17 protein-coding genes are annotated in these 19,934 nt (G+C 63.1%); 8 read left to right on the top strand and 9 right to left on the bottom strand.

Annotated elements, in window-relative coordinates; translation table 11 throughout:
• Window positions 1-27 precede the first annotated feature (27 nt).
• The 4 genes from IGS58_RS15630 (at window position 28) to IGS58_RS15615 (ending at window position 3,724) form a co-directional block, all read left to right on the top strand.
• The gene (locus tag IGS58_RS15630; protein WP_052140282.1) at window positions 28-645 is read left to right on the top strand and encodes an LON peptidase substrate-binding domain-containing protein; all 618 of its coding nucleotides are present in this window, start codon (window positions 28-30) and stop codon (window positions 643-645) included.
• Between the two features lie 141 nt (window positions 646-786).
• Window positions 787-1,530, top strand: coding sequence for a DNA-binding protein (locus IGS58_RS15625; protein ID WP_035818092.1), 744 nt, complete (start codon window positions 787-789; stop codon window positions 1,528-1,530).
• A 226-nt stretch (window positions 1,531-1,756) separates the two neighbouring features.
• A complete protein-coding gene (locus tag IGS58_RS15620) occupies window positions 1,757-2,704 on the top strand; it encodes a cupin-like domain-containing protein (protein ID WP_230521983.1) in 948 nt (315 codons plus the stop codon).
• A gap of 108 nt (window positions 2,705-2,812) precedes the next feature.
• On the top strand, window positions 2,813-3,724 hold the full coding sequence (locus IGS58_RS15615; RefSeq protein WP_230521982.1) for an ADP-ribosylglycohydrolase family protein: 912 nt from the start codon (window positions 2,813-2,815) through the stop codon (window positions 3,722-3,724).
• Here IGS58_RS15615 and IGS58_RS15610 read toward each other — a convergent pair.
• From IGS58_RS15610 to trpS, 4 genes are all read right to left on the bottom strand, one after another.
• Entirely contained in the window at window positions 3,721-4,452 is a 732-nt protein-coding gene (locus IGS58_RS15610) for a class I SAM-dependent methyltransferase (RefSeq protein ID WP_230521981.1), read from the bottom strand. The two genes, IGS58_RS15615 and IGS58_RS15610, sit on opposite strands and share 4 nt — an antisense overlap.
• The gene (locus IGS58_RS15605) at window positions 4,449-5,702 is read right to left on the bottom strand and encodes a voltage-gated chloride channel family protein (protein WP_230521980.1); all 1,254 of its coding nucleotides are present in this window, start codon (window positions 5,700-5,702) and stop codon (window positions 4,449-4,451) included. The genes IGS58_RS15610 and IGS58_RS15605 overlap by 4 nt, the downstream gene beginning before the upstream one ends.
• 36 nt (window positions 5,703-5,738) lie before the next feature.
• Window positions 5,739-7,328: a pyridoxal-dependent decarboxylase gene (locus IGS58_RS15600; RefSeq protein ID WP_230521979.1), complete on the bottom strand. Its 1,590-nt coding sequence runs from the start codon at window positions 7,326-7,328 to the stop codon at window positions 5,739-5,741.
• Window positions 7,329-7,460: 132 nt separating this feature from the next.
• Window positions 7,461-8,537, bottom strand: coding sequence for a tryptophan--tRNA ligase (trpS, locus tag IGS58_RS15595; protein ID WP_225317293.1), 1,077 nt, complete (start codon window positions 8,535-8,537; stop codon window positions 7,461-7,463).
• Between the two features lie 318 nt (window positions 8,538-8,855).
• Between trpS and IGS58_RS15590 the strand changes: the two genes are divergently transcribed.
• The gene (locus IGS58_RS15590) at window positions 8,856-10,799 is read left to right on the top strand and encodes a CocE/NonD family hydrolase (RefSeq protein ID WP_230521978.1); all 1,944 of its coding nucleotides are present in this window, start codon (window positions 8,856-8,858) and stop codon (window positions 10,797-10,799) included.
• On the opposite strand, the gene IGS58_RS15585 is transcribed toward IGS58_RS15590, so the two are convergent.
• The 4 genes from IGS58_RS15585 to IGS58_RS15570 all read right to left on the bottom strand — a co-directional run bounded on the left by IGS58_RS15585 (window position 10,796) and on the right by IGS58_RS15570 (window position 14,674).
• Window positions 10,796-11,653 (bottom strand): DMT family transporter, encoded by an 858-nt coding sequence (locus IGS58_RS15585; RefSeq protein ID WP_230521977.1) that lies wholly within the window; start codon window positions 11,651-11,653, stop codon window positions 10,796-10,798. The two genes, IGS58_RS15590 and IGS58_RS15585, sit on opposite strands and share 4 nt — an antisense overlap.
• A gap of 7 nt (window positions 11,654-11,660) precedes the next feature.
• The gene (locus IGS58_RS15580) at window positions 11,661-12,482 is read right to left on the bottom strand and encodes a substrate-binding periplasmic protein (protein WP_034784189.1); all 822 of its coding nucleotides are present in this window, start codon (window positions 12,480-12,482) and stop codon (window positions 11,661-11,663) included.
• A gap of 100 nt (window positions 12,483-12,582) precedes the next feature.
• The gene (locus IGS58_RS15575) at window positions 12,583-13,866 is read right to left on the bottom strand and encodes a TCR/Tet family MFS transporter (protein WP_230521976.1); all 1,284 of its coding nucleotides are present in this window, start codon (window positions 13,864-13,866) and stop codon (window positions 12,583-12,585) included.
• Between the two features lie 157 nt (window positions 13,867-14,023).
• A complete protein-coding gene (locus tag IGS58_RS15570) occupies window positions 14,024-14,674 on the bottom strand; it encodes an HD domain-containing protein (protein WP_230521975.1) in 651 nt (216 codons plus the stop codon).
• Window positions 14,675-15,024: 350 nt separating this feature from the next.
• On the opposite strand from IGS58_RS15570, the gene IGS58_RS15565 reads away from it, so the two are divergent.
• From IGS58_RS15565 to IGS58_RS15555, 3 genes are all read left to right on the top strand, one after another.
• Window positions 15,025-15,516, top strand: coding sequence for a chemotaxis protein CheW (locus IGS58_RS15565; RefSeq protein WP_034784183.1), 492 nt, complete (start codon window positions 15,025-15,027; stop codon window positions 15,514-15,516).
• Between the two features lie 325 nt (window positions 15,517-15,841).
• A complete protein-coding gene (locus IGS58_RS15560) occupies window positions 15,842-17,449 on the top strand; it encodes a methyl-accepting chemotaxis protein (protein WP_230521974.1) in 1,608 nt (535 codons plus the stop codon).
• 81 nt (window positions 17,450-17,530) lie between these two features.
• Window positions 17,531-19,168: a methyl-accepting chemotaxis protein gene (locus IGS58_RS15555; RefSeq protein ID WP_115057467.1), complete on the top strand. Its 1,638-nt coding sequence runs from the start codon at window positions 17,531-17,533 to the stop codon at window positions 19,166-19,168.
• Here the strand turns inward: IGS58_RS15555 and IGS58_RS15550 are convergent.
• Window positions 19,165-19,839, bottom strand: coding sequence for a ribonuclease HI family protein (locus tag IGS58_RS15550; RefSeq protein ID WP_230521973.1), 675 nt, complete (start codon window positions 19,837-19,839; stop codon window positions 19,165-19,167). The genes IGS58_RS15555 and IGS58_RS15550 overlap by 4 nt on opposite strands.
• Window positions 19,840-19,934 lie beyond the last annotated feature (95 nt).

Here is a 19,934-nt window from a genome sequence, read left to right as displayed (position 1 = left end):
ATATGCCATTCGTGCCATCATGCGCTTATGACCTCGATACCTTTGTTCCCGCTCAATACGGTGCTGTATCCCGATGGCTATCTGCCCCTGCAGATCTTCGAGGTACGCTATCTGGACATGATACGCAAATGCATCATGGGCGAGCAGCCGTTCGGCGTGGTGCAACTGCTGGATGGCACGGAAGTGCGCAAGCCTGGCCATCAGGAAACCCTGGCGCCCGTGGGCACCCTGGCGCGCGTCATTGACTGGGCCGCGCCCTTGTCCGGCTTGCTGCAAATCAAATGCATGGGCATGCAGCGCTTTCACATCGTTTCCAGCGAACAGCTGAAGCACGGCTTGTGGATGGCGCAGGTCGAAACTTTACCGCCCGATAAAACCATTCCCATTCCGCAAGAGCAGCAGAACGTGGCCGACGCGCTCGGCGCGCTGATCCGCACCCTGCAGGAGCAAAAGATCCCGCCCGACCAAATGCCCTTGCAGCCGCCGTACCGGCTCGACGAGTGCGGCTGGGTGGCGAACCGCTGGTGCGAGCTGCTGTCCCTGAGCGCCATGCAAAAGCAATTGTTGCTGAGCCAGGACAATCCCGTGCTGCGCTTGGAACTGGTGCAGGATATGCTCACGGAAAATGGCCTGCTCGAAGAGTAAAACATCCCAGGCCGCATGCTTGCACAAGTTCCGTTGTGTAATTGCAATTTCTATTGAGAAATACTTTACGCTTTGCCGCCGCTGGCATAAGATAATGCCCCTGGGCAAGATTGCCCTGGGCAACATTCAAGAGTACACGACATGGCAAAAGTAAGCGCGGAACAGATCAATGCGGCAATGGAAGCGATGGCGGGCGAAGGCCAGGCCATCACGGTACGCGCCTTGCGCGAACGGCTGGGCAACGGCGCCTGCCTGGGCACCATCAGCAAGCTCTTGCTGCGCCGCAAGGCAGGCGCGCAACGCCAGATCGCTGCCGCCGCCGAACTGTCGCCCGTGCTGCAGCAAGCCATCCTCGATTATGTAGGACAGGAATTAAGCGCCAGCCACAGCGCGCATGAAGCCGAGATGAATGACAATCAACAGGAATTGATGGACCTGGCCAGCGAGAACGAGCGCCAGCAAGAGTTGCTCGACCTGCAAGCGGGCGAGCTGGAAACCTTGCGCGAGGAGCTCGAGCGCGAACGGCAAGTGGCGAACCAGGCCCGCACGGACCTGGCCAAGGCGCAGCTGCGCCTGGAAGGCTTGCCGCGCCTGGAAGAGGCGGCCGAGCAGGCGCGCATGGATCTTGCCAAGGCGCAATTCAAGCTTGAAGGTATCCCGCGCCTGGAAGAGGCTGCCGAAGCGGCACGCGCGGAACTGATCCAGGCCCAGTTGAAGCTGGAAAGCCTGACGCGCGTGGAAACGGAGCTGGCGGCCGCGCGCCTGGAACTGGAAGCGGAACGCGAAGAGCTGGGCGAAACGCGCGCCGAGCTGGACGAAGAGCGCACCTTGCGCATCAAGGCGCAGCAGTTCATCGTCGATCCCATCTTCAAGACGCCTGTCTGAGGACACCTGACCAAACCTGCTGCGCGTCGCGCTTTGCGGCCTGCGATGCTCACCGTACTGGAGTACGGTTGCGCTTCTTAGCCACAAATCACTGCCGCTCGCGACGGTTTTGCCAGGTATCGATGCGTCGTAGGGAATCTCTCATGCGTGCTGCACGGGCCTTGCTGGCTTAAAATGGCGCACTGTCGCGCCATGTCGTGCGACGCCTTGATCGCAAAGAAGGTTTATGCCCGTAGAAAAGAAGGTGTCGCTCCCGCTTGCGGCCACGCCCATATCGCCGCGCGCGCTGCCGCCCCGGCCGCCAGCACAATTCAGTTCGCCCGAAGCGGCCCTTGCGCGCAAGCAGGCACGCGAGGGCAAGGATGCGCAGGTGCGTGGCGTCACGTCCATCGATGCCATGCGCGAGGCCATCAAGCTGGCGGCGCGTGACTTGCCGGCCATCACCGAGGTGCCGCGCCTGGCCATGCTGGACGCCGCCGCCTTTCGCGCGCGCGCCGCGCTGGGATTGCCCTTCCTGATGCGCGGGCTGGTGCAGCGCTGGCCCTTATCCAAGCTGGAACCCGAAGTCTTGCGCGAGCAATTCAGCCACGTGCCCGTGCGCGCGCGCGTGGGCGACTACATCAACACGGCATTCGCGGCAGACCGCGCCATGCAGGACATGTCGATGGGGCAATACCTGGATATGCTGGCGGAGGGCAAGTATGCGCTGCCGCCGTACCTGGGCAACCTGGAATTGCGCGAGTTGAACCGTCTGTGCCACTGGCCCACGTATTTCGACAAGATGGGGCCGCCACGCTTCTGGGTGGGGCCGGCCGGTACGGTCACGCCCCTGCATTGCGATTACGACGACAATATCTTCGCCCAGGTGTGGGGCCGCAAGCGTATCTTCCTGTCGCCGCCGCACCACGACGAATTCCTGTACCCCAGCGAAGCGAACGCCATCCTGTTCGGCTCACCGTTCGACCCGGAAGCGCCCGACTTCGAGCGTTTTCCCCTGGCGCGCCAGGCGACCATGATCGAATGCCTCGTCGAGCCGGGCGACATGCTGTACGTGCCTGCCGGCTGGTACCACCAGGTGCGCGCGCTGACGTTTTCCCTGTCGTCGAACCGCTGGGCCAGGGCCGTGCCGCTGGCGCTGCATGGGGAGATGGCGCTGCGGTGTACCGAGGCGTAATCGGATGGACCAATGGCCTTGCCATCGGCGCACAGACCATGCGGGGGAATTGTCGTCCAGCTTGTTATCATGTCTTCTTCATCCGCAACCTCATCTGCATGGAGAGCAATGATCACATCGAGCTTGAATAATCGTTATCTGGGCGCCATGCTGGCGCTGGCCTGCGGCGATGCGGTCGGCACGACCGTGGAATTTTCCCCGCGCGGCAGTTTCGCGCCCGTGACGGAGATGACTGGCGGCGGCCCGTTCGGCCTGCAGCCGGGACAGTGGACGGACGATACTTCGATGGCGCTGTGCCTGGCCGAGAGCCTGGTATTGAAAGGGGTGTTCGATCCGGCGGACCAGATGGTGCGGTATCTGAACTGGTGGCAATGGGGCTACCTGAGCTCCACCGGCACCTGCTTCGATATCGGTGGCACGGTCAGGGGCGCGCTGGCCAGTTTCCAGGAAACAGGCAATCCCTACAGTGGTTCCACCGCGCCGATGACAGCAGGCAATGGATCGCTCATGCGCCTGGCTCCCGTCGTGCTGTTTGCCTATCCGGATGCGGCGGCGGCCGTGGCATACGCCGCCGATAGCTCGCGCACGACCCACGCGGCGCCGGAAGCCATCGAAAGCTGCCAGCTGTTTGCCGCCTTGCTGTGCAGCGCGCTGGCGGGTACGCCGAAAGAGGCGCTCATGGACAGTGTGGCTTATCGTCCTGCCGAACCGCGGCTGGTGGAGCTGGCCAGTGGCAACTTCATCGCCAAGACGGAAGGGCAGATACGCGGCACGGGCTATTGCGTGGAGTCGCTGGAAGCGGCGCTCTGGTGCTTCTTCCATACCGACACGCTGGAAGAAGCTGTGTTGCGCGCCGTCAACCTGGGCGAGGATGCCGATACGACCGGCACCATCGTCGGCCAGCTTGCCGGCGCCTATTATGGCGCCAAGGCAATCCCGGCGCGCTGGCTGGAAGCGCTGGCCATGCGCGGCGATATCGAAGAGCTGGCGGGCAAATTGTTCCAGCGGGCCCGGGGCTAGCGCAGGCTACAGCCCACCAGCAACAGCATCGGCCGTTCCCGCTCTTCGGTCAGGGCCGGCTGCCGCGCGACTTGCTCGTCGGTGGGGCCCCATTCTTCCACGTGTTCCAGCTGGAAACCGGCGCGTAGCAGCGCATTGATGGTCGTGCCCAGGGTGCGGTGCTGCTTGATCACGCCTGGCGCCAGCCAGTCCGACACGCGCGGGCCTTGCTGCTGGTAGCTGTCGACGGGCCAGCGCTTGCGGCCTTGCGCATCCGTCAGCCAGCCGGGCTTTCGCGGGGCCATGAAGATCGGGTGCTCGATGGAAAACACCAGCTTGCCGCCCGGTTTCAAGCCGTGGCGGATGGCAGCCAGCAAGGTGGTGAAATCCTCGATGTAGTGAAACGCGAGCGAACTGTAGACGAGATCGTAGCTGGCGGGCGGCAGGGCCAGTTGTTCCAGGTCCAGCCGGGCATAGCTGACGGCCGCGTGCGTCCCCATGGCGTTCGCCTGCGCCAGCATCTTTTCCGACACGTCCACGCCCAGCACCTGCGCCGCGCCAGCGTCGGCTGCCCAGCGGCAGAACCAGCCATAGCCGCAGCCCAGGTCGAGCACGCTTTTCCCTTGTATCTCCGGCAGCATGGCGCGCAGGGCTGGCCATTCGGGCGCGCTGTCGAGTCCGCCGACGGAGCGGGGCAGCTGGCTGTAGCCGGTAAAGAAGGCGTCGTTGTCGTAGATATTCTGTGTCATGTGTCGATATCCTTGTGGACGGTGCGCTTGGCATGGCCGCCCCGTTGCGCCCGGTAAATGCCCGCGTGGCCGGAAAACAGATAGGCCACGACGCAGGCGATGGCCGCATACACGCCGATCTCGGCGCCGAACAGTTCCATGGCCATCAGGGTCGAGGCAATCGGCGTGTTGGCCGCGCCCGCAAACACGGCGACGAAGCCGACGGCGGCCAGCAAGGTGACGGGCTGGTGCAGCAGCGGGCCCAGCGCATTGCCCAGGGTCGCGCCGATGAAGAACAATGGCGTCACTTCGCCGCCCTTGAATCCCGTGCCCAGCGAGACGATGGTAAACGCCATCTTGGCCAGGAAATCGTATGCCGGCAGCGGTTCCTTGAGCGCGTCGACGATGGTGGGGATGCCCAGGCCGATATACTTGTCCGTGCCGATCAGCCACACGGCGATGGCGATGATCACGCCGCCGGCCAGGGGGCGCAGCGGGGCGTAGCGGATCCAGCGCTTCATCAGCCCGCTCAAGCCGTGCGTGGCCTGCGCAAACACGTTGCCCGTCACGCCGAACAGCACGCCAGCGATCACCATGGCGGACAAGGTCCAGGCGGAGATGGCGGGGATCAAAGGCACGGCGTAATGCGTGTGGTGAATGTTGAATAACTGCCCCCACAGCAAGCCCACCTGGTCGGCGATGACGGCGGCCAGCAGGCAGGGCAGCATGGCTTCGTAGCGCAGGCGGCCGATGGCCAGCACTTCCAGGCCGAAGATGGCGCCCGCCAGCGGCGTGCCGAAGACGGAAGCAAAGCCGGCGCTGATGCCGGCCATCAGGATGATGCGGCGGTCTTCATTGTTCAGGCGAAACATGCGGGTCAGCTGGTCGGCCAGGGCGCCGCCCATCTGCACGGCCGTGCCTTCGCGCCCGACGGAGGCGCCGAACAAATGCGAGACGACGGTGCCGCCCAGCACCAGCGGCGCCATGCGCAGCGGGATGATTTTTTTCGGGTCGTGGATTTCATCGATCAGCAGGTTCGCGCCGCCTTCGACACTGCTGCCATAGCGCAAATACAGCCAGCCGACGGCAAAGCCCGCCACGGGCAGCAGCCAGATCAGCCAGGCGTGCGCTCGCCGCGTAGCGGTTGCCCATTCCAGGGCGAACAGGAAGCCGGCCGAAGCCGATCCCGCCAGCACGGCCACAACAAAGGCCAGCAGCAGCCATTTCAACAGATGCTTGCATAGATCGGCGAGGGCGCTCAGGCGGTGCATCGGGCATCCAGTCAAGGGGGGATGGGGGGAGATTCCTTACAGGCCCAGTTCCGCCAGCAGCGCCTGGCCGATGGCGCGCTGCTCGGCCAAAATGGCGCGCAGGTGGTGGGGGCGCGTCTTGACATTCGTCATGACCACGCGCAGCACGTTGGTCGGGCCAGGGTAGCGCGTCGATTCCAATACCGTGCGCGAGACAAAGCTGTGGCCTTGCGCCTTCTGCCGGTTCTGCAGCTTGGCGTTCAATGTGTTCAGTTGCGTGTTCAACTCTGTCGCCGCGTCCACCTGGCCGCCGGCCAGCAAGCTTTCCATGCGCTGGCGCAAGTGTGCGGGCACGTAGCGGTAGGTCAGAATGAAGGTGTCCGAGCGCGTGACGAGTTCGAAATCCTGCTGGTCGGCCAGCAAGTCCTGCAACTGGCCGGACAGGGTGGCCGCCTGCCGCAGCAAGGTCGTGTAGCCGGACACACCGAGCACCTTGAACGAAGTCCACAGTTTCAAGGCATCGAAGCGGCGCGAGCCTTCCAGCGAGGTCTGGCCCAGGTCGCCCGAGTTGTCGCGCAAGATGTAGTTGGCGTTGTGTTTCAGCAAGTTCAGGCTGGCGCTATCCTTGAACAGCACCATGCTTTGCGCCATCGGCACCCACAGCAATTTATGCCCGTCGATGACGACGGAATCGGCCAGGGCAATCCCGTCGTACAGGGCGCGGTACTGTTCCGCGATCAGGAGGGCGCCGCCCCAGGCCGCATCCACGTGGAACCAGATGCCTTCCCGCGCGGCAATGGCTGCCATGGCGGCCAATGGATCGATGGCGCCCGTTTCCGTCGTGCCGGCGATGCCGATCATGGCGACGACCTTGATCTTGCGCAATTTTAAATCGGTAATGGTCGCTTCCAGCGCGGCGACGTCGATGCGGTTGTCGCGGTCGACGGCCACCAGGTGCAAGGCGTTTTCGCCGAGGCCCAGGGTCGCCAGCGCCTTTTTCACGGAGTAATGGCTGCGCGCCGAGCCGATCACGGCCAGCCCCGCATAGCCTGATTCCTGCATGGCGGCAAACAGGCCCCGTTTGCGCGTGCCGGGCAACTGCCGTTCCAGCGCCACGGCCAGGGCCGTCAAGTTGCCCATGGTGCCGCCATTGACGATATTGCCCAGCGCGCCGCTGGTGGCTGCCATCGCCTGCGCGTAGACGCTATCGGCCTGCTGGTACACCTGGCGGTGCAGCCAGCCGAGGATCTGCTTTTCGATCAGGGTCGACACATACGCCGTCTCGATCTTCACCTGGTTCTGGTTCAGGGTCGCCGTAAACGCTTCGGCCAGCACGCTGATCCACGGCAGGGCTTGCGTCATGTGGCCGATGTATTGCGGGTGGTTCAGCTGGGCCGTATTGGCCAGCACGGTGGTATCGAGTTCTTGCAGGAAATCCGCCACGGGCATGCCGTGCGCGGGCAGGCAAGTGTCGGACAGTTGCGTCAGCAATTGCGCATACGGCGTGTGCGGATAGGGCGTGTCGCGTTCGGCTGCCAGCCACCCGCCCAGCATGCCCAGCGCCTGCTGCAGGGGCGCGGGCGAGCGTTGCAGCGCATCGATGGAAAAATGCTGCAGCAGCAGCTGTTCGATAGGGGTATCGGTCATGGCGCGTTGTCTTCTCTACGGATTGCTGATGCCACGGTGACAAACGAATTGCGCCCAGGCGAAAGCGGGATTTTACCCGACTCCGCCTGGGCGCATCAGTTTGCTATATCAGTTTGCTATGACTGCTGGTGATCAGAAGTAGTTCAGGCCCAGCGCCGACTTGACTTCATCGGCCGTGCGGGCCGCCACTTCGCGTGCCTTGAAGGTGCCTTCCTTCAGCATCTGGATGACCTGGCCCTTGTCCTTGGCGAATTCTTCGCGGCGGGCGCGGATCGGCGCCAGCATTTCCTGCAAGACCACATCCAGGCGCTTCTTGACAATGCTGTCGCCCAGGCCGCCACGCACATAATGGGCCTTCATTTCGGCCAGCGCCGCTTTTTCCGGATCGAAGGCGTCCAGGTAGGTAAACGCGATGTTGCCTTCCAGGTGGCCCGGGTCTTCCACGCGCAGGTGCAGCGGGTCGGTATAGACTTTCTTCACGGCGGCCGTGATTTCGGCCGAGGTCGCACCCAGGTTGATGGTGTTGCCCAGCGACTTGCTCATCTTCGCCTTGCCGTCGATGCCGGGCAGGCGGCCGATGTCGGGTACCAGCGCCTTGCATTCCATCAGCACTTCGCGGTTGTACATGCGGTTGAAGCGGCGCACGATTTCATTCGTTTGCTCGATCATCGGGATCTGGTCTTCGCCCACGGGCACCACGCCCGCCTTGAAGGCCGTGATGTCGGCCGCCTGGCTGGCAGGGTAGGTCAAAAAGCCGGCCGGGATGTCGCGCTCGAAGCCGCGCAGGCGGATTTCTTCCTTGACGGTGGGATTGCGCTCGAGGCGCGCCACGGTGACGATGTTCAGGTAGTAAAACGTCAGTTCGGCCAGTTCCGGGATTTGCGACTGGATGAATACCGTGGTCTTCGTCGGGTCGATGCCGACAGCCAGGTAATCGAGCGCCACTTCGACGACATTGCGGTGCACCTTGTCGATGTCTTCCATATTGTCCGTCAGCGCCTGGGCGTCGGCCAGCATGATGAATTGCTTGTAGCTGTTCTGGTAGCGGACGCGGTCGCGCAGGCTGCCCACGTAGTGGCCCAGGTGCAAGGGGCCGGTCGGGCGGTCGCCCGTCAGGATCACGGATTGCGACGCGATGGCGGCGGCGGACAGCGGTGCGGCCGGGGTATTCTCGGTGTCTGGGGTATCGGGGGTGTTAGGCAAGCTCATCAAGTTTCCTTTCGAGCCGCCTGCATCGGGGATGATCCAGGCTGAGCCTGTTACGCCACCGATCGAGGCGGCGTTGATCATAATTCACATCACTATGCAGTGGCCGCGCGAAAGTGAGCGGGACCACCAATTCAAGCAGGCGTGTTGTGAATGAATAAATTTCATGGCGTTATGGTTGCAGTTCGCACGCGTTCTGTCAAGTTTGCGCCCCGATTTATCTGCTGCGCTGCGTCAGAGGCTAGCCTTATGCGGAACTTGCTTTCCGGGTACTATTGCCGTTCGGCCACTTTTGCGTGGCATGAATCATTGGAGAACAGTATGCGCGTGTCGTCCCCCGTCCGGCTCACCGGTCTGGCTTTTGTTATCAGTTCCTTGTTTGCAGTACCGGCGATGGCGCAAACGCCGCCGATGACGCCCGATATCGGCGCCAAGCTGGTGATGCCCGACATGAATGACTACGTCAAGCGCGTGGTGATGATCCCCATGCGCGACGGCGTCAAGCTGTACACGGTGATCGTCGTGCCGAAAGGCGCGCAAAAGGCGCCGATCATGCTCACGCGCACGCCGTACAATGCGGCCCGCCGCGCCCAGCGCGCCGCCAGCCCCAGCATGCTGGTCACTTTACCTCTGGGCGACGACACCCTGGTGGAAAACGGCTACATTCGCGTGTTCCAGGACGTGCGCGGCAAGTATGGCTCGGAAGGCGATTACGTCATGACGCGCCCCGTGCGCGGTCCGCTGAACAATACCAAGGTCGATAACGTGACCGATGCGTGGGACACCATCGACTGGCTCGTCAAAAACGTGCCGGAAACGAATGGCAAGGTGGGCATGCTGGGTTCCTCGTACGAGGGGCATACGGTGCTGATGGCCCTGGTCGACCCGCATCCGGCCCTGAAGGTGGCCATTCCCATGAGCGCCATGGTCGATGGCTGGCGCGGCGACGACTGGTTCCATAACGGCGCCTTCCGCATGCCCAGCCTGTCGTACATCGCGGGACAGACGAGCGTGCGCGGCGGCGGCGAATCGCCGGCGCTGGGCGTCTATGACGATTACGACGCCTATCTGCGCATCGGCTCGGCCGGTGACTACGCGAAAAAGTTCGGCATCGACAAGCTGACGTACACGAAAAAGCTGTTCGAACATCCGGCTTACGACAGTTACTGGCAAGAACAGGCGCTCGACAAGATCCTCGCGAAACGCCCGTTGATCGTGCCCACCATGCACGTGGTGGGGCAGTGGGACCAGGAAGATATCTATGGTCCCTACGCCACCTATACGGCGATGGAGGGACGCGACAAGCGCAACAACCTCAATTACCTGGCCATCGGCCCGTGGCGCCATAGCGGCGTCAACTATGACGGTTCCAGCCTGGGCGCCCTGAAGTTTGACGGCGACACGGCGCGCCAGTTCCGCGAAAAAGTCATGCAGCCATTCCTCAATCAATACCTGAAGGATGGCGCGCCGGACGCGAATACGGCGCCCGTGGTGTCGTACCAGAGCGGCACGAACCAGTGGCAGCGCCTGCAGCAGTGGCCGCTGGCTTGCGAGACCTGCGACACGAAGCTGACGCCGATCTACCTGCAGGATGGCTACAAGCTGGGCTTTGCGGCGCCATCGGGCGCTGCGGATGCGGCTGAAGGCGCCTTCGATGAATACGTGGCCGATCCCGCCAAGCCCGTGCCTTTCGTGCCCCGTCCCGTGCGCCTGAACGATGGCGACGTGTGGAAGCCATGGCTGGTCAGCGACCAGCGCGGCTATGCGGACCGCACGGACGTGCTCAGCTATGTTTCCGAACCGTTGAAAACGGCCGTGCGCATCGCCGGCGCGCCGATGGTCAACCTGTTTGCCGCCACCAGCGGCACGGATGCGGACTGGGTGGTGAAACTGATCGACGTGTATCCGGATGAGGTGCCGTCGCAGCCAGCCATGGGCGGGTATCAGCTGGGCGTGGCGATGGATATCTTCCGCGGGCGCTACCGCGACAGCTTCGAGCACCCGACTCCGATCCCGGCGGGCCAAGTGCAGCGCTACCGCTTCGCCTTGCCGAACGCGAATCACGTCTTCCTGCCCGGCCACCGCATCGCCGTGCAAGTACAGTCGAGCTGGTTCCCCCTGTACGACCGCAATCCGCAAAACTATGTGCCGAACATCTTCCTGGCCGACCCAGGCCATTATAGAAAGGCGACGCAGCGCGTGTACCACGCGACAGGGGCGGCCAGCGCGATCGAGTTGCCGATTGCGCCGCTCGACGCGCGCTAGGCCATTCGCATCAGCATGGCGCCCGCCGCGATCAGGGCTATGGCCAGGTAGCGGCGGGGGCTGATTTTTTCGCGCAGGAACAGGGCCGCAATGGCGATAGCGAACAAAATCGATGTTTCGCGCAGGGCTGCAATGGCGGCCACGGGCGCCTGCGTCATGGCCCACAGGGCCAGGCCATACGAGGCGAGGGTGCCGAAACCGCCAACGGCGGCCAGGCGCCATTGCGTTTGCGCATACGCAAGCAAATCGGCGGGACGGCGCAACGCCGTCCACAGCAGCAATCCGGTTCCGTTCAAGACAAAAATCCACATCGTGTAAGCGGCTGGCGCGCCGGACAGGCGCACGCCGATGCCGTCGATCAGGGTATAGCTGGCGATGACGCAGGCGTTGCCCAGCGCAAAGGCGGTGGCGCGCCCCGTGCTTTTCGGCACCGTGCCGATGGCGCTCGTGCGCGCGGCAACATACAGGCCGAGGATACCCGCGCAGATGCAGGCGACGGCGCCCATCTGCATGGCGGACAGGCGCTCGCCGATCAGCGGCCAGCTGGCCAGCGCGACGATAAGCGGCGCGCTGCCGCGCATCAGGGGATAGGCATGGCTCATGTCGCCCGCCTTGTAGGCGGCCGCCAGCAGCGAGTAATAGGCCAGCTGCGCCACAGCCGAGGCGGCCAGGTAGGGCCAGCTGGCGGGTGCGGGAGCATGAACAAAGGGCAAGACGGCCAGTGAAATCAGGGCCGCGCCGACGGAGACGAGCACCGTGCTGAGAAAGGTATCCTTGCCCGACTTGACGATGGCGTTCCAGCTGGCGTGCAGCAGGGCGGCAAACAGGACGACGGCGACGACAAAACCGGACATGCGGGCCTTAGCGGGGGCGTATGCTGAGCGACAGCAATTCCTGGCGGTGATGGCGCTGGAAGCCTTCCATCACGGAGCCCGAGCGCCCCGCCTTGTCCAGCAGGTCGCGCAGGGTCGCCTGGTCTTCCGCCGTGAGGGATTTGCGCGACAGGTAGACGCCGCTCATGCCCCATGGCAGTTCCGGCAGCGCTTCCAGGCGCAGGCGGTCGGCCAGGCCATACACGCGCGCATCGTTCTGCGCCACGCCGGCCAGGATGGTGGGGCTCATGATGGTGGCATCGATGAAGCCGCTTTGCATCAGGCGCGCCACGGAGAGCGCGTCGACTTCGTAGAACAGGCGTCCCTGGCTGCTCAGTTCCTTCGCCAGCGCCTGGTACGGTGCGCCATAGTCGTAGCCGCGCACGAGCGCCACGCGCAATTCGCGCCGCTCGATCAGTTCCTGCATGGTGTTGATGGGCGCGCGCGCGCCCTGTAGCGAGATCAGCAGGGGGCGGCTGCCCAGCATGGGGATGAACAAGCCATGCTGGTCGCGCCGCAAGGTGCTGCTGGCCGGGATCAGCAAGTCGGCCTTGCCCGCCTCGAACATCGCTTCCAGGCGCGCGCGGGGCACGGCCGTGAAGATGAAATTGCAGCCGAGCTTGGCGCCCATGCTGCGCAGCAAGTCGGGATAGATGCCGCCGATCGTGGCGCCATTGACCACCACGCTGGCGCCGATGGCCGAGACGGGCACCTGGATGTCGCGCGAGCATTGCGCGCCCGCCAGCGGCGGCAGCGCCAGCGCCAGCATGGCCACGGTCCGGCGCCAGGCGCTGGAATAAAAGTCAGTCATACCCATCCTTGCTCACCATCGAATGCCGGGCATCGGTAATGCCCCGCTGATTTTCTCATTCTCGCCTATTTATTTCTCAAATGCAATATTATCCCGCCGACTACTTTGTGGTGGAAACCACAAGTCTTGCCTGGCGTTGCGCCTTGAAGTAGCGCCAGGCCACCAGGATGGCCAGAATTTGCATGATGGCGCACAGGTAGAACGTGCTGCCGATGCGCCAGTCCTGTGGCGGCAAATGGCTCACTTTGCCGAGGATCATGCTGCCCAGCAAAGGCATCATGATGATGCCCAGGCTGCTGATCGATTGCAGGGAGCCCATCAGTTCTCCCTGTTCGCTGGCGTTCGATGATTTCGAGATGATGCCTTGCAGGGCCGGTCCGGCGGCAAAGGCCAGCAGGTTGCACAGGATCAGCGCATACATCATCCAGCCCTGCGTCGCCAGGCCGTACAGCAAATAGGTGAGGGCGCCCGAAGCCATGCCCAGCAGCGACAACCGTACCTCGCCGAAGCGCTTGATGAGTATGCCCAGCAAGCCCGCCTGCACGACGGCCGCGCACAGGCCCACGCAGAACAGGGCGATACCGTTCTGGCGCGGCGTCCAGTCGAAACGGAAATGCGTGTACAGCACCCAGGTGGTGTTGAGCATCATTTGCGCAAACGTCATCAGGCCGAAAGCCAGCACAAGGCCGCGGATTTCCACACGGCGCACCAGCTTCAGCAGGGCGGCAAACGGATTGATGCGCGCCAGGGTAAACGGTGCGCGCGGGCCTGGCTGCAGCGATTCGGGCACGCAGAAATAGCCATAGATGAAATTGGCCGCCGACAGGCCCGCCGCCACGTAGAACGGCAGGCGCAGATCGATTTCGCCCAGCAGGCCGCCCAGCATGGGGCCGCAGATGAAACCCAGGCCGAAAGCGGCGCCGATCTTGCCGAAGCTCTTGGCGCGGTTGTCCGGCGTGGACACGTCGGAGGCGTAGGCGGACGCGACCGACATGCTGGCCGACGAGACGCCGCCGATGACCCTGCCAATGAACAGGCAGGCCAGGTTCGGCGCCCAGCCCGTGGCGAGAAAGTTGATGCCCATGCCGGCCATCGAGTACAGCAGCACGGGGCGGCGTCCCACGCGGTCGCTGATGGCGCCCAGCATGGGCATGAAGATGAATTGTAGCAAGCCGAAGAGGGCTGCCATGATGCCGTACCAGAACGCCTGGGCATCCTTGCCGTCGACAAAGTTGCCGATCAGGATGGGCAGCACGGGCACCACCAGGCCGATGCCCAGCATGTCGATGAAGACGCAGACGAGGATGAAATTGAGATTGCCGGCGCGCGCGGGCGCGGCGGGCGATGATGGGGAAGGGCTGTCGGTGCTGGTTTTATCGGACATGCATGCTTTCGGCGCGCACCCCGCGCCGCCGTGCGGCTGGCGGGGTTCAGTTGTTGGCGTTGCGCCGGCGCGTTGCAGGTTTCTGCTGACGCGCGGCGCGATAGCTGAGCCTTGCATTATAGACAGCATGGGCCATGCTGGCTATCGCCACCAGGGTTTATGTACTAATACCCCACTCGCCGGCAAAGGCGGCGCGGAAATCCGTCAGCACGGCCAGCCGCTGTTCGGCCAGCGCGCGGCCTGCCGCCGTCTGCATCTTGCCGGGCAGTTTGTCGAGCTTGGTGACGATATGGTCGAGCGCGTATGCCTTGTCGTCGAGCGGGCGATGGGCAGCCAGCGGATCGCTGCCATGCGCCAGTGCGCTATCCATGCGCGCCGCCGTGTAAAACAGGCGTGCCAGTCCCACGGCGCCCAGCGCGTCGATGCGGTCGGCATCCTGCACGATTTGCGCTTCGATGGTGTGCGGCGGCAAGTTGGCGGAAAAACTGTGCGTCTCGATGGCGTGTGCCACGCCGGCCAGTTTTTCTGATGGGAAATCCAGTTCCGCCAATTGGCGGCAAGCCAGTACTGCCGCCTGGCGCGAGGCCAGGTGGCGCTCGGGATGGTTTTTCGGCAGGTTGACCAGGTCGTGCAGATAGCAGGCGGCCATCACGGTGAGGGCGTCCGCTTCCGCATGGTTCTGCAGCAAGACACTGGCATTGCGCCAGACGCGTTGCAGGTGGTTGATGTCGTGGGCGCTGTCATCGCCGAGGCCGGCCGTGGCCAGCGCCAGCAGGCGTGGTTGCCATTGGGAAAGCAAGGATTGCATGGTTCGAACTTCTAAAAGGCAAAGGCCGCCAGTGTGGCATAAAACGGCGAGCTTGGCAGTGCAGGCACCTGCATTTGCGGTCCGGCGAGTGCCATGCAGCGTGCCGTTTTTGCCACGTAATTTCCCCTTTGATAACGAGGCAGGTCGGCAGACGCTCTTTTTTAGTGCATGTAAAATTTACATGGGGTAACATTGCCGCATGGAAATTAGAAGCATAAGCTAATTGCAAGAAAGTATTTGCAAAACATACAAGTAGGAGCCATGCCTTGCGGATGGCTCTTGTCACGTCCAAGGCCTGCGTGCAGCGTGCCGTGGCCTGCGCCCTTGGGCGATTTAACTAAAGGATTATCATGAGCACCATTTCCAGCGACACTGGCGCAACCGTTGCCAAGGCTGCCGAATACCTGGCTTTTACCCTGGGCCAGGAAGAGTATGGCATCGACATCCAGAAAGTCAGCGAAATCCGCAGCTATGAAACGCCGACCCGCATCGCCAACGCCCCCGAGTTCGTCAAGGGCGTGGTCAACCTGCGCGGCATCATCGTGCCGATCGTCGACATGCGTATCAAGTTCAACCTGGGCACGCCCAGCTATGACCAGTTTACCGTTGTCATCATCCTCAATATCGGCAACCGCGTCGTCGGCATGGTCGTCGACCGCGTCTCCGACGTCACCACCCTGATGCCGGAGCAGATCAAGCCGGCGCCGGACATGGGCCGTTCGATCAACACGGAATACGTGATCGGCCTGGGCACCATCGACGAGCGCATGCTGATTCTGGTCGATATCGACCAGCTGATGTCCAGTGCCGACATGGGTTTGATCGAGAAGCTGGCCGCCTAGGCCGCCAGGAAAAGTCCAGGGCTGCGTTGCATTGCCTCGCCGTACATTCGTACTGTCTTCGGCCACGCGCCTTGCCCTGCACATGTCCTGACTCCCTGGTGCCGAGAGGGTTTTTTAGAAACAATTGACCCCAAGCATTGTTTGCTTTTTCTGCAAGGCGCACGCTAGCGCATTTCCTGGCGCACGGTTCAGCCGAACCGTGCGCCAGTTTCACTTCAGTTTCACTTTTTACGCCAATTCGCTACAGCGGCCAACCAGCGCCCGCCCATGAGCGAGATCGTCAGCTTGTTATCAGGCTGACGGCAGGGCTTTTTAGGATAGTCACATGAATTTATTACGCAACGTCAGCATCGGTGTCCGCCTCGGACTCGGTTTTGCCGTGATTTTGCTGTTTTCCATGCTCATTACGGGCATCAGCGTCTGGCGCCTGCACGACGTGGCCAGCGCCACGCGTGTCATGATGGAGCAGCCGCTGGCCAAGGAACGCTATATTTCCGACTGGTATGGCCGTATCGACAGCGCCGTGCGCCGTACCATCGCCATTGCCCGCAGCAGCGATACCTCGCTCAGCGGCTATTTCGCCGAAGAATCCAAAGTCTCGTCGTCCAGTTCGGCCGAGCTGCAAAAGAAGATCGAGGCGCTGATCGACAAGCCGGAGGAAAAAGCCATGTTCGCGGGCTTGCTGGAACAGCGCAAGGTGTACATCAGCTCGCGCGACCAGGTCTACAAGCTGAAGGGCGAAGCGCAGGTCGATGCCGCCAATGAGGTATTTGAAAAGACCTTCGTGCCGGCCGCCGCCAGGTACCAGAAGATGGTGCAGGACTTGCTGGAACACCAGCGCGCCAGCATCGATACGACGGCGCGCGAGATCGACGCCGTCGCCAATACCAGCCGCAACCTGATGCTGGTGCTGGCCGCGCTGGCGCTGGCATTCGGCGTCGTCTGCGCGTGGGTCTTGACGATGGGCATCGTGCGTCCCCTGCGCACGGCCGTGGATATCGCCCGCAAGGTAGCCGATGGCGACTTGACGGCGCAGATCGACGCCAGCGCCAAGGATGAAACGGGGCAACTGCTGCTGGCCCTGAAGGACATGAACACCAGCCTGCTCAACATCGTGGGCGAAGTGCGCAGCGGCACGGACAGCATCGCCACGTCGTCGACGCAGATCGCCGCCGGCAACCAGGACCTGTCCTCCCGCACGGAAGAGCAGGCCGGTTCGCTGGAAGAGACGGCTTCGTCGATGGAAGAACTGACCAGCACCGTGAAACAGAACGCGGACAATGCGCGCCAGGCGAACCAGTTGGCGGCCTCGGCGGCGCAAGTGGCCGTCAAGGGCGGCGAAGTCGTGGCACAGGTGGTGGGCACGATGGAATCGATCAATGCGTCATCGAACAAGATCGTCGACATCATTTCCGTCATCGATGGCATCGCCTTCCAGACGAATATCCTGGCCTTGAACGCGGCCGTGGAAGCGGCCCGCGCGGGCGAGCAGGGCCGCGGCTTTGCCGTCGTGGCGTCCGAAGTGCGCAACCTGGCGCAGCGTTCCGCCAGCGCCGCGAAAGAGATCAAGACCCTGATCGGCGCGTCCGTGGAGCAAGTCAACGCGGGCAGCATGCTGGTGGCGCAAGCCGGTTCGACCATGAACGACATCGTCGACAGCGTGCAGCGCGTGAGCGACATCATCACGGAAATCACGGCGGCCAGCAGCGAGCAAAGCGTGGGCATCGACGAGATCAACCGCGCCATCGGCCAGATGGATGCCGTCACGCAGCAAAATGCGGCGCTGGTGGAAGAGTCTGCGGCCGCCGCCGAATCGATGCAGCACCAGGCACACAACCTGGCGCAAGTCGTCAGCGTCTTCAAATTGACTGGCCAGCAGGCGCTGAAACGCCCGGCTGCGCCGAAAACCACCTTGCGCATCGGCACACGCTGATGGCGCTGCGGCTGCCCCGAGCAGCCGCTTTCTGCTGTCCCCTTTTTATATAGTCTGGTTCCGCTTTTTTAGGATATTCACATGAATTTGTTAAGAAACGTCAGTATTGGTGTGCGCCTCGGCCTGGGTTTTGCCGTGATTTTGCTGTTTTCCATGCTCATTACCGGCATCAGCGTGTGGCGCTTGCATGATGTGGCCATGGCCACGCGCACCATGATGGAATTGCCGCTGGCGAAGGAACGCTATATTTCCGACTGGTACGCGAAGATCGACAGCGGTGTGCGCCGCACCACGGCCATCGCGCGCAGCAGCGACACCACACTGGGCGCGTATTTTGCGGAAGAAGCCAAGCAATCATCCGTCGTATCGGGCGAATTGCAAAAGAAAATCGAAGCCTTGATTTCCAGTCCGGAAGAAAAGGAACTGTTCCGCCTGGTGAGCGAACAGCGCAAGGTTTACCTCGACTCGCGCGCGCAAGTGTCGAAGCTGAAAGCGGATGGACAGGAAGCGGAAGCGGAGCAGGCGTTCCAGGGCATCTTCGTGCCCGGTTCGACGAAATACCTGAAAGTGGTCAACGACATGCTGCAGCACCAGCGCGCCAGCATTGACAAGACGGCGCGCGAGATCGACGAGGTCGCCAAGACGAGCCGCAATTTGCTGCTGACCCTGGCCGTGCTGGCGCTGGGCTTTGGCGTCGTCTGCGCCTGGTTGTTGACGATGGGCATTGTGCGCCCCCTGCGCACGGCCGTGGACATCGCCCGCAAGGTAGCCGATGGCGACTTGACGGCGCAGATCGACGCCAGCGCCAAGGATGAAACGGGGCAACTGCTGCTGGCCCTGAAAGACATGAACACGAGCTTGCTCAACATCGTCGGCGAAGTGCGCAGCGGCACGGACAGCATCGCCACGTCATCGACGCAGATCGCCGCCGGCAACCAGGACCTGTCTTCCCGCACGGAAGAGCAGGCCGGTTCCTTGGAAGAGACGGCTTCGTCGATGGAAGAGCTGACCAGCACCGTGAAACAGAACGCGGACAATGCGCGCCAGGCGAACCAGTTGGCGGCCTCGGCGGCGCAAGTGGCTGTCAAGGGCGGCGAAGTCGTGGCGCAAGTCGTGGGCACGATGGAATCGATCAATGCGTCATCGAACAAGATCGTCGACATCATCAGTGTGATTGACGGCATCGCCTTCCAGACGAATATCCTGGCCTTGAACGCGGCCGTGGAAGCGGCCCGCGCGGGCGAGCAGGGCCGTGGCTTTGCCGTCGTGGCGTCCGAAGTGCGCAACCTGGCGCAGCGTTCCGCTTCGGCGGCGAAAGAAATCAAGACCCTGATCGGCGCGTCCGTGGAGCAAGTCAACGCGGGCAGCATGCTGGTGGCGCAAGCCGGTTCGACCATGAACGACATCGTCGACAGCGTGCAGCGCGTGAGCGACATCATCACGGAAATCACGGCGGCCAGCAGCGAGCAAAGCGTGGGCATCGACGAGATCAACCGCGCCATCGGCCAGATGGATGCCGTCACGCAGCAAAATGCGGCGCTGGTGGAAGAGTCTGCGGCCGCCGCCGAATCGATGCAGCACCAGGCGCACAACCTGGCGCAAGTCGTCAGCGTGTTCAAGCTGAACGGGCAGCAGGCCAGTGTCAGCGGATTGAAGGGGGTGAAACGTCCGGTGGCGAAACAGCCGAAAGAAACGTTGCGGATCGGCCGCGCCGCTTAATCCTCTTCTACCCAGCCGGTAATGGCCAGCTGGGACAGCCGGTCCGCCTCGCCATTCCTGTGGCGCGGCAGCCAGCGCAAGCTCACATCAGTAAATTGTTCCAGCAGGGCCACTACGGTGGCCCTTTGCGTTTCCAGTCCTTTGGCCCCCAGCGGCGTCGTTCCCAGCACATCATTGATCACCACCTGGCTGTCGCCGTACAGCAGCAGTTGCACGGGCGGCGGACGCACCTTGAGTGCCGCCTGCAGCACGGCCGTCAGGGCCGCATATTCCGCGTCGCTGCTGCTGCCATAGCCGGCAGCCTCGCTCACTTCGATGCGCTCGCCGTTTGGCCCCAGCAGCAGGGCGCCTATGCCCAGCTTGCCCGGGTTCGGATGGGCGGAGCCGTCGAACCAGCCGCGCCAGGCCGACGCCGGCACTGCCATCACCCGCCGCGCCGCCTGCGCCTGCTGGCGATCGCTGATCTTTTGCGCCTTGCGCTGCGCTTCGGCGGCGTGCGCCTGCAGCCGTGCCGCCAGCAGGGCGGCCAGGCCCAAGGTGCCGGATGCCTGTTCCAGTATCCGCCGCAGCGCCGTGTCGCCGGCGATGCCTTCCCGCGCGGCCAGGCGGCGCGCCTGTGCCCGCTCGCTCTTGAACGCTGCTGCCAGCAATGTTTCCAATTCCTCTTGCATGGGACCTTCCCTCATCATCGTGCCGCGAATCTACGCGAGTGCGGCACAGTCCGCAAGGCAGGCTGTTGCGATTTTGGCGGGCCAGCTTGCAACTC

It is taken from the genome of Janthinobacterium sp. EB271-G4-7A (assembly GCF_020858075.1).
Taxonomy (GTDB): domain Bacteria; phylum Pseudomonadota; class Gammaproteobacteria; order Burkholderiales; family Burkholderiaceae_D; genus Janthinobacterium; species Janthinobacterium lividum.
This window is presented reverse-complemented; position numbering and strand designations above follow the sequence as displayed.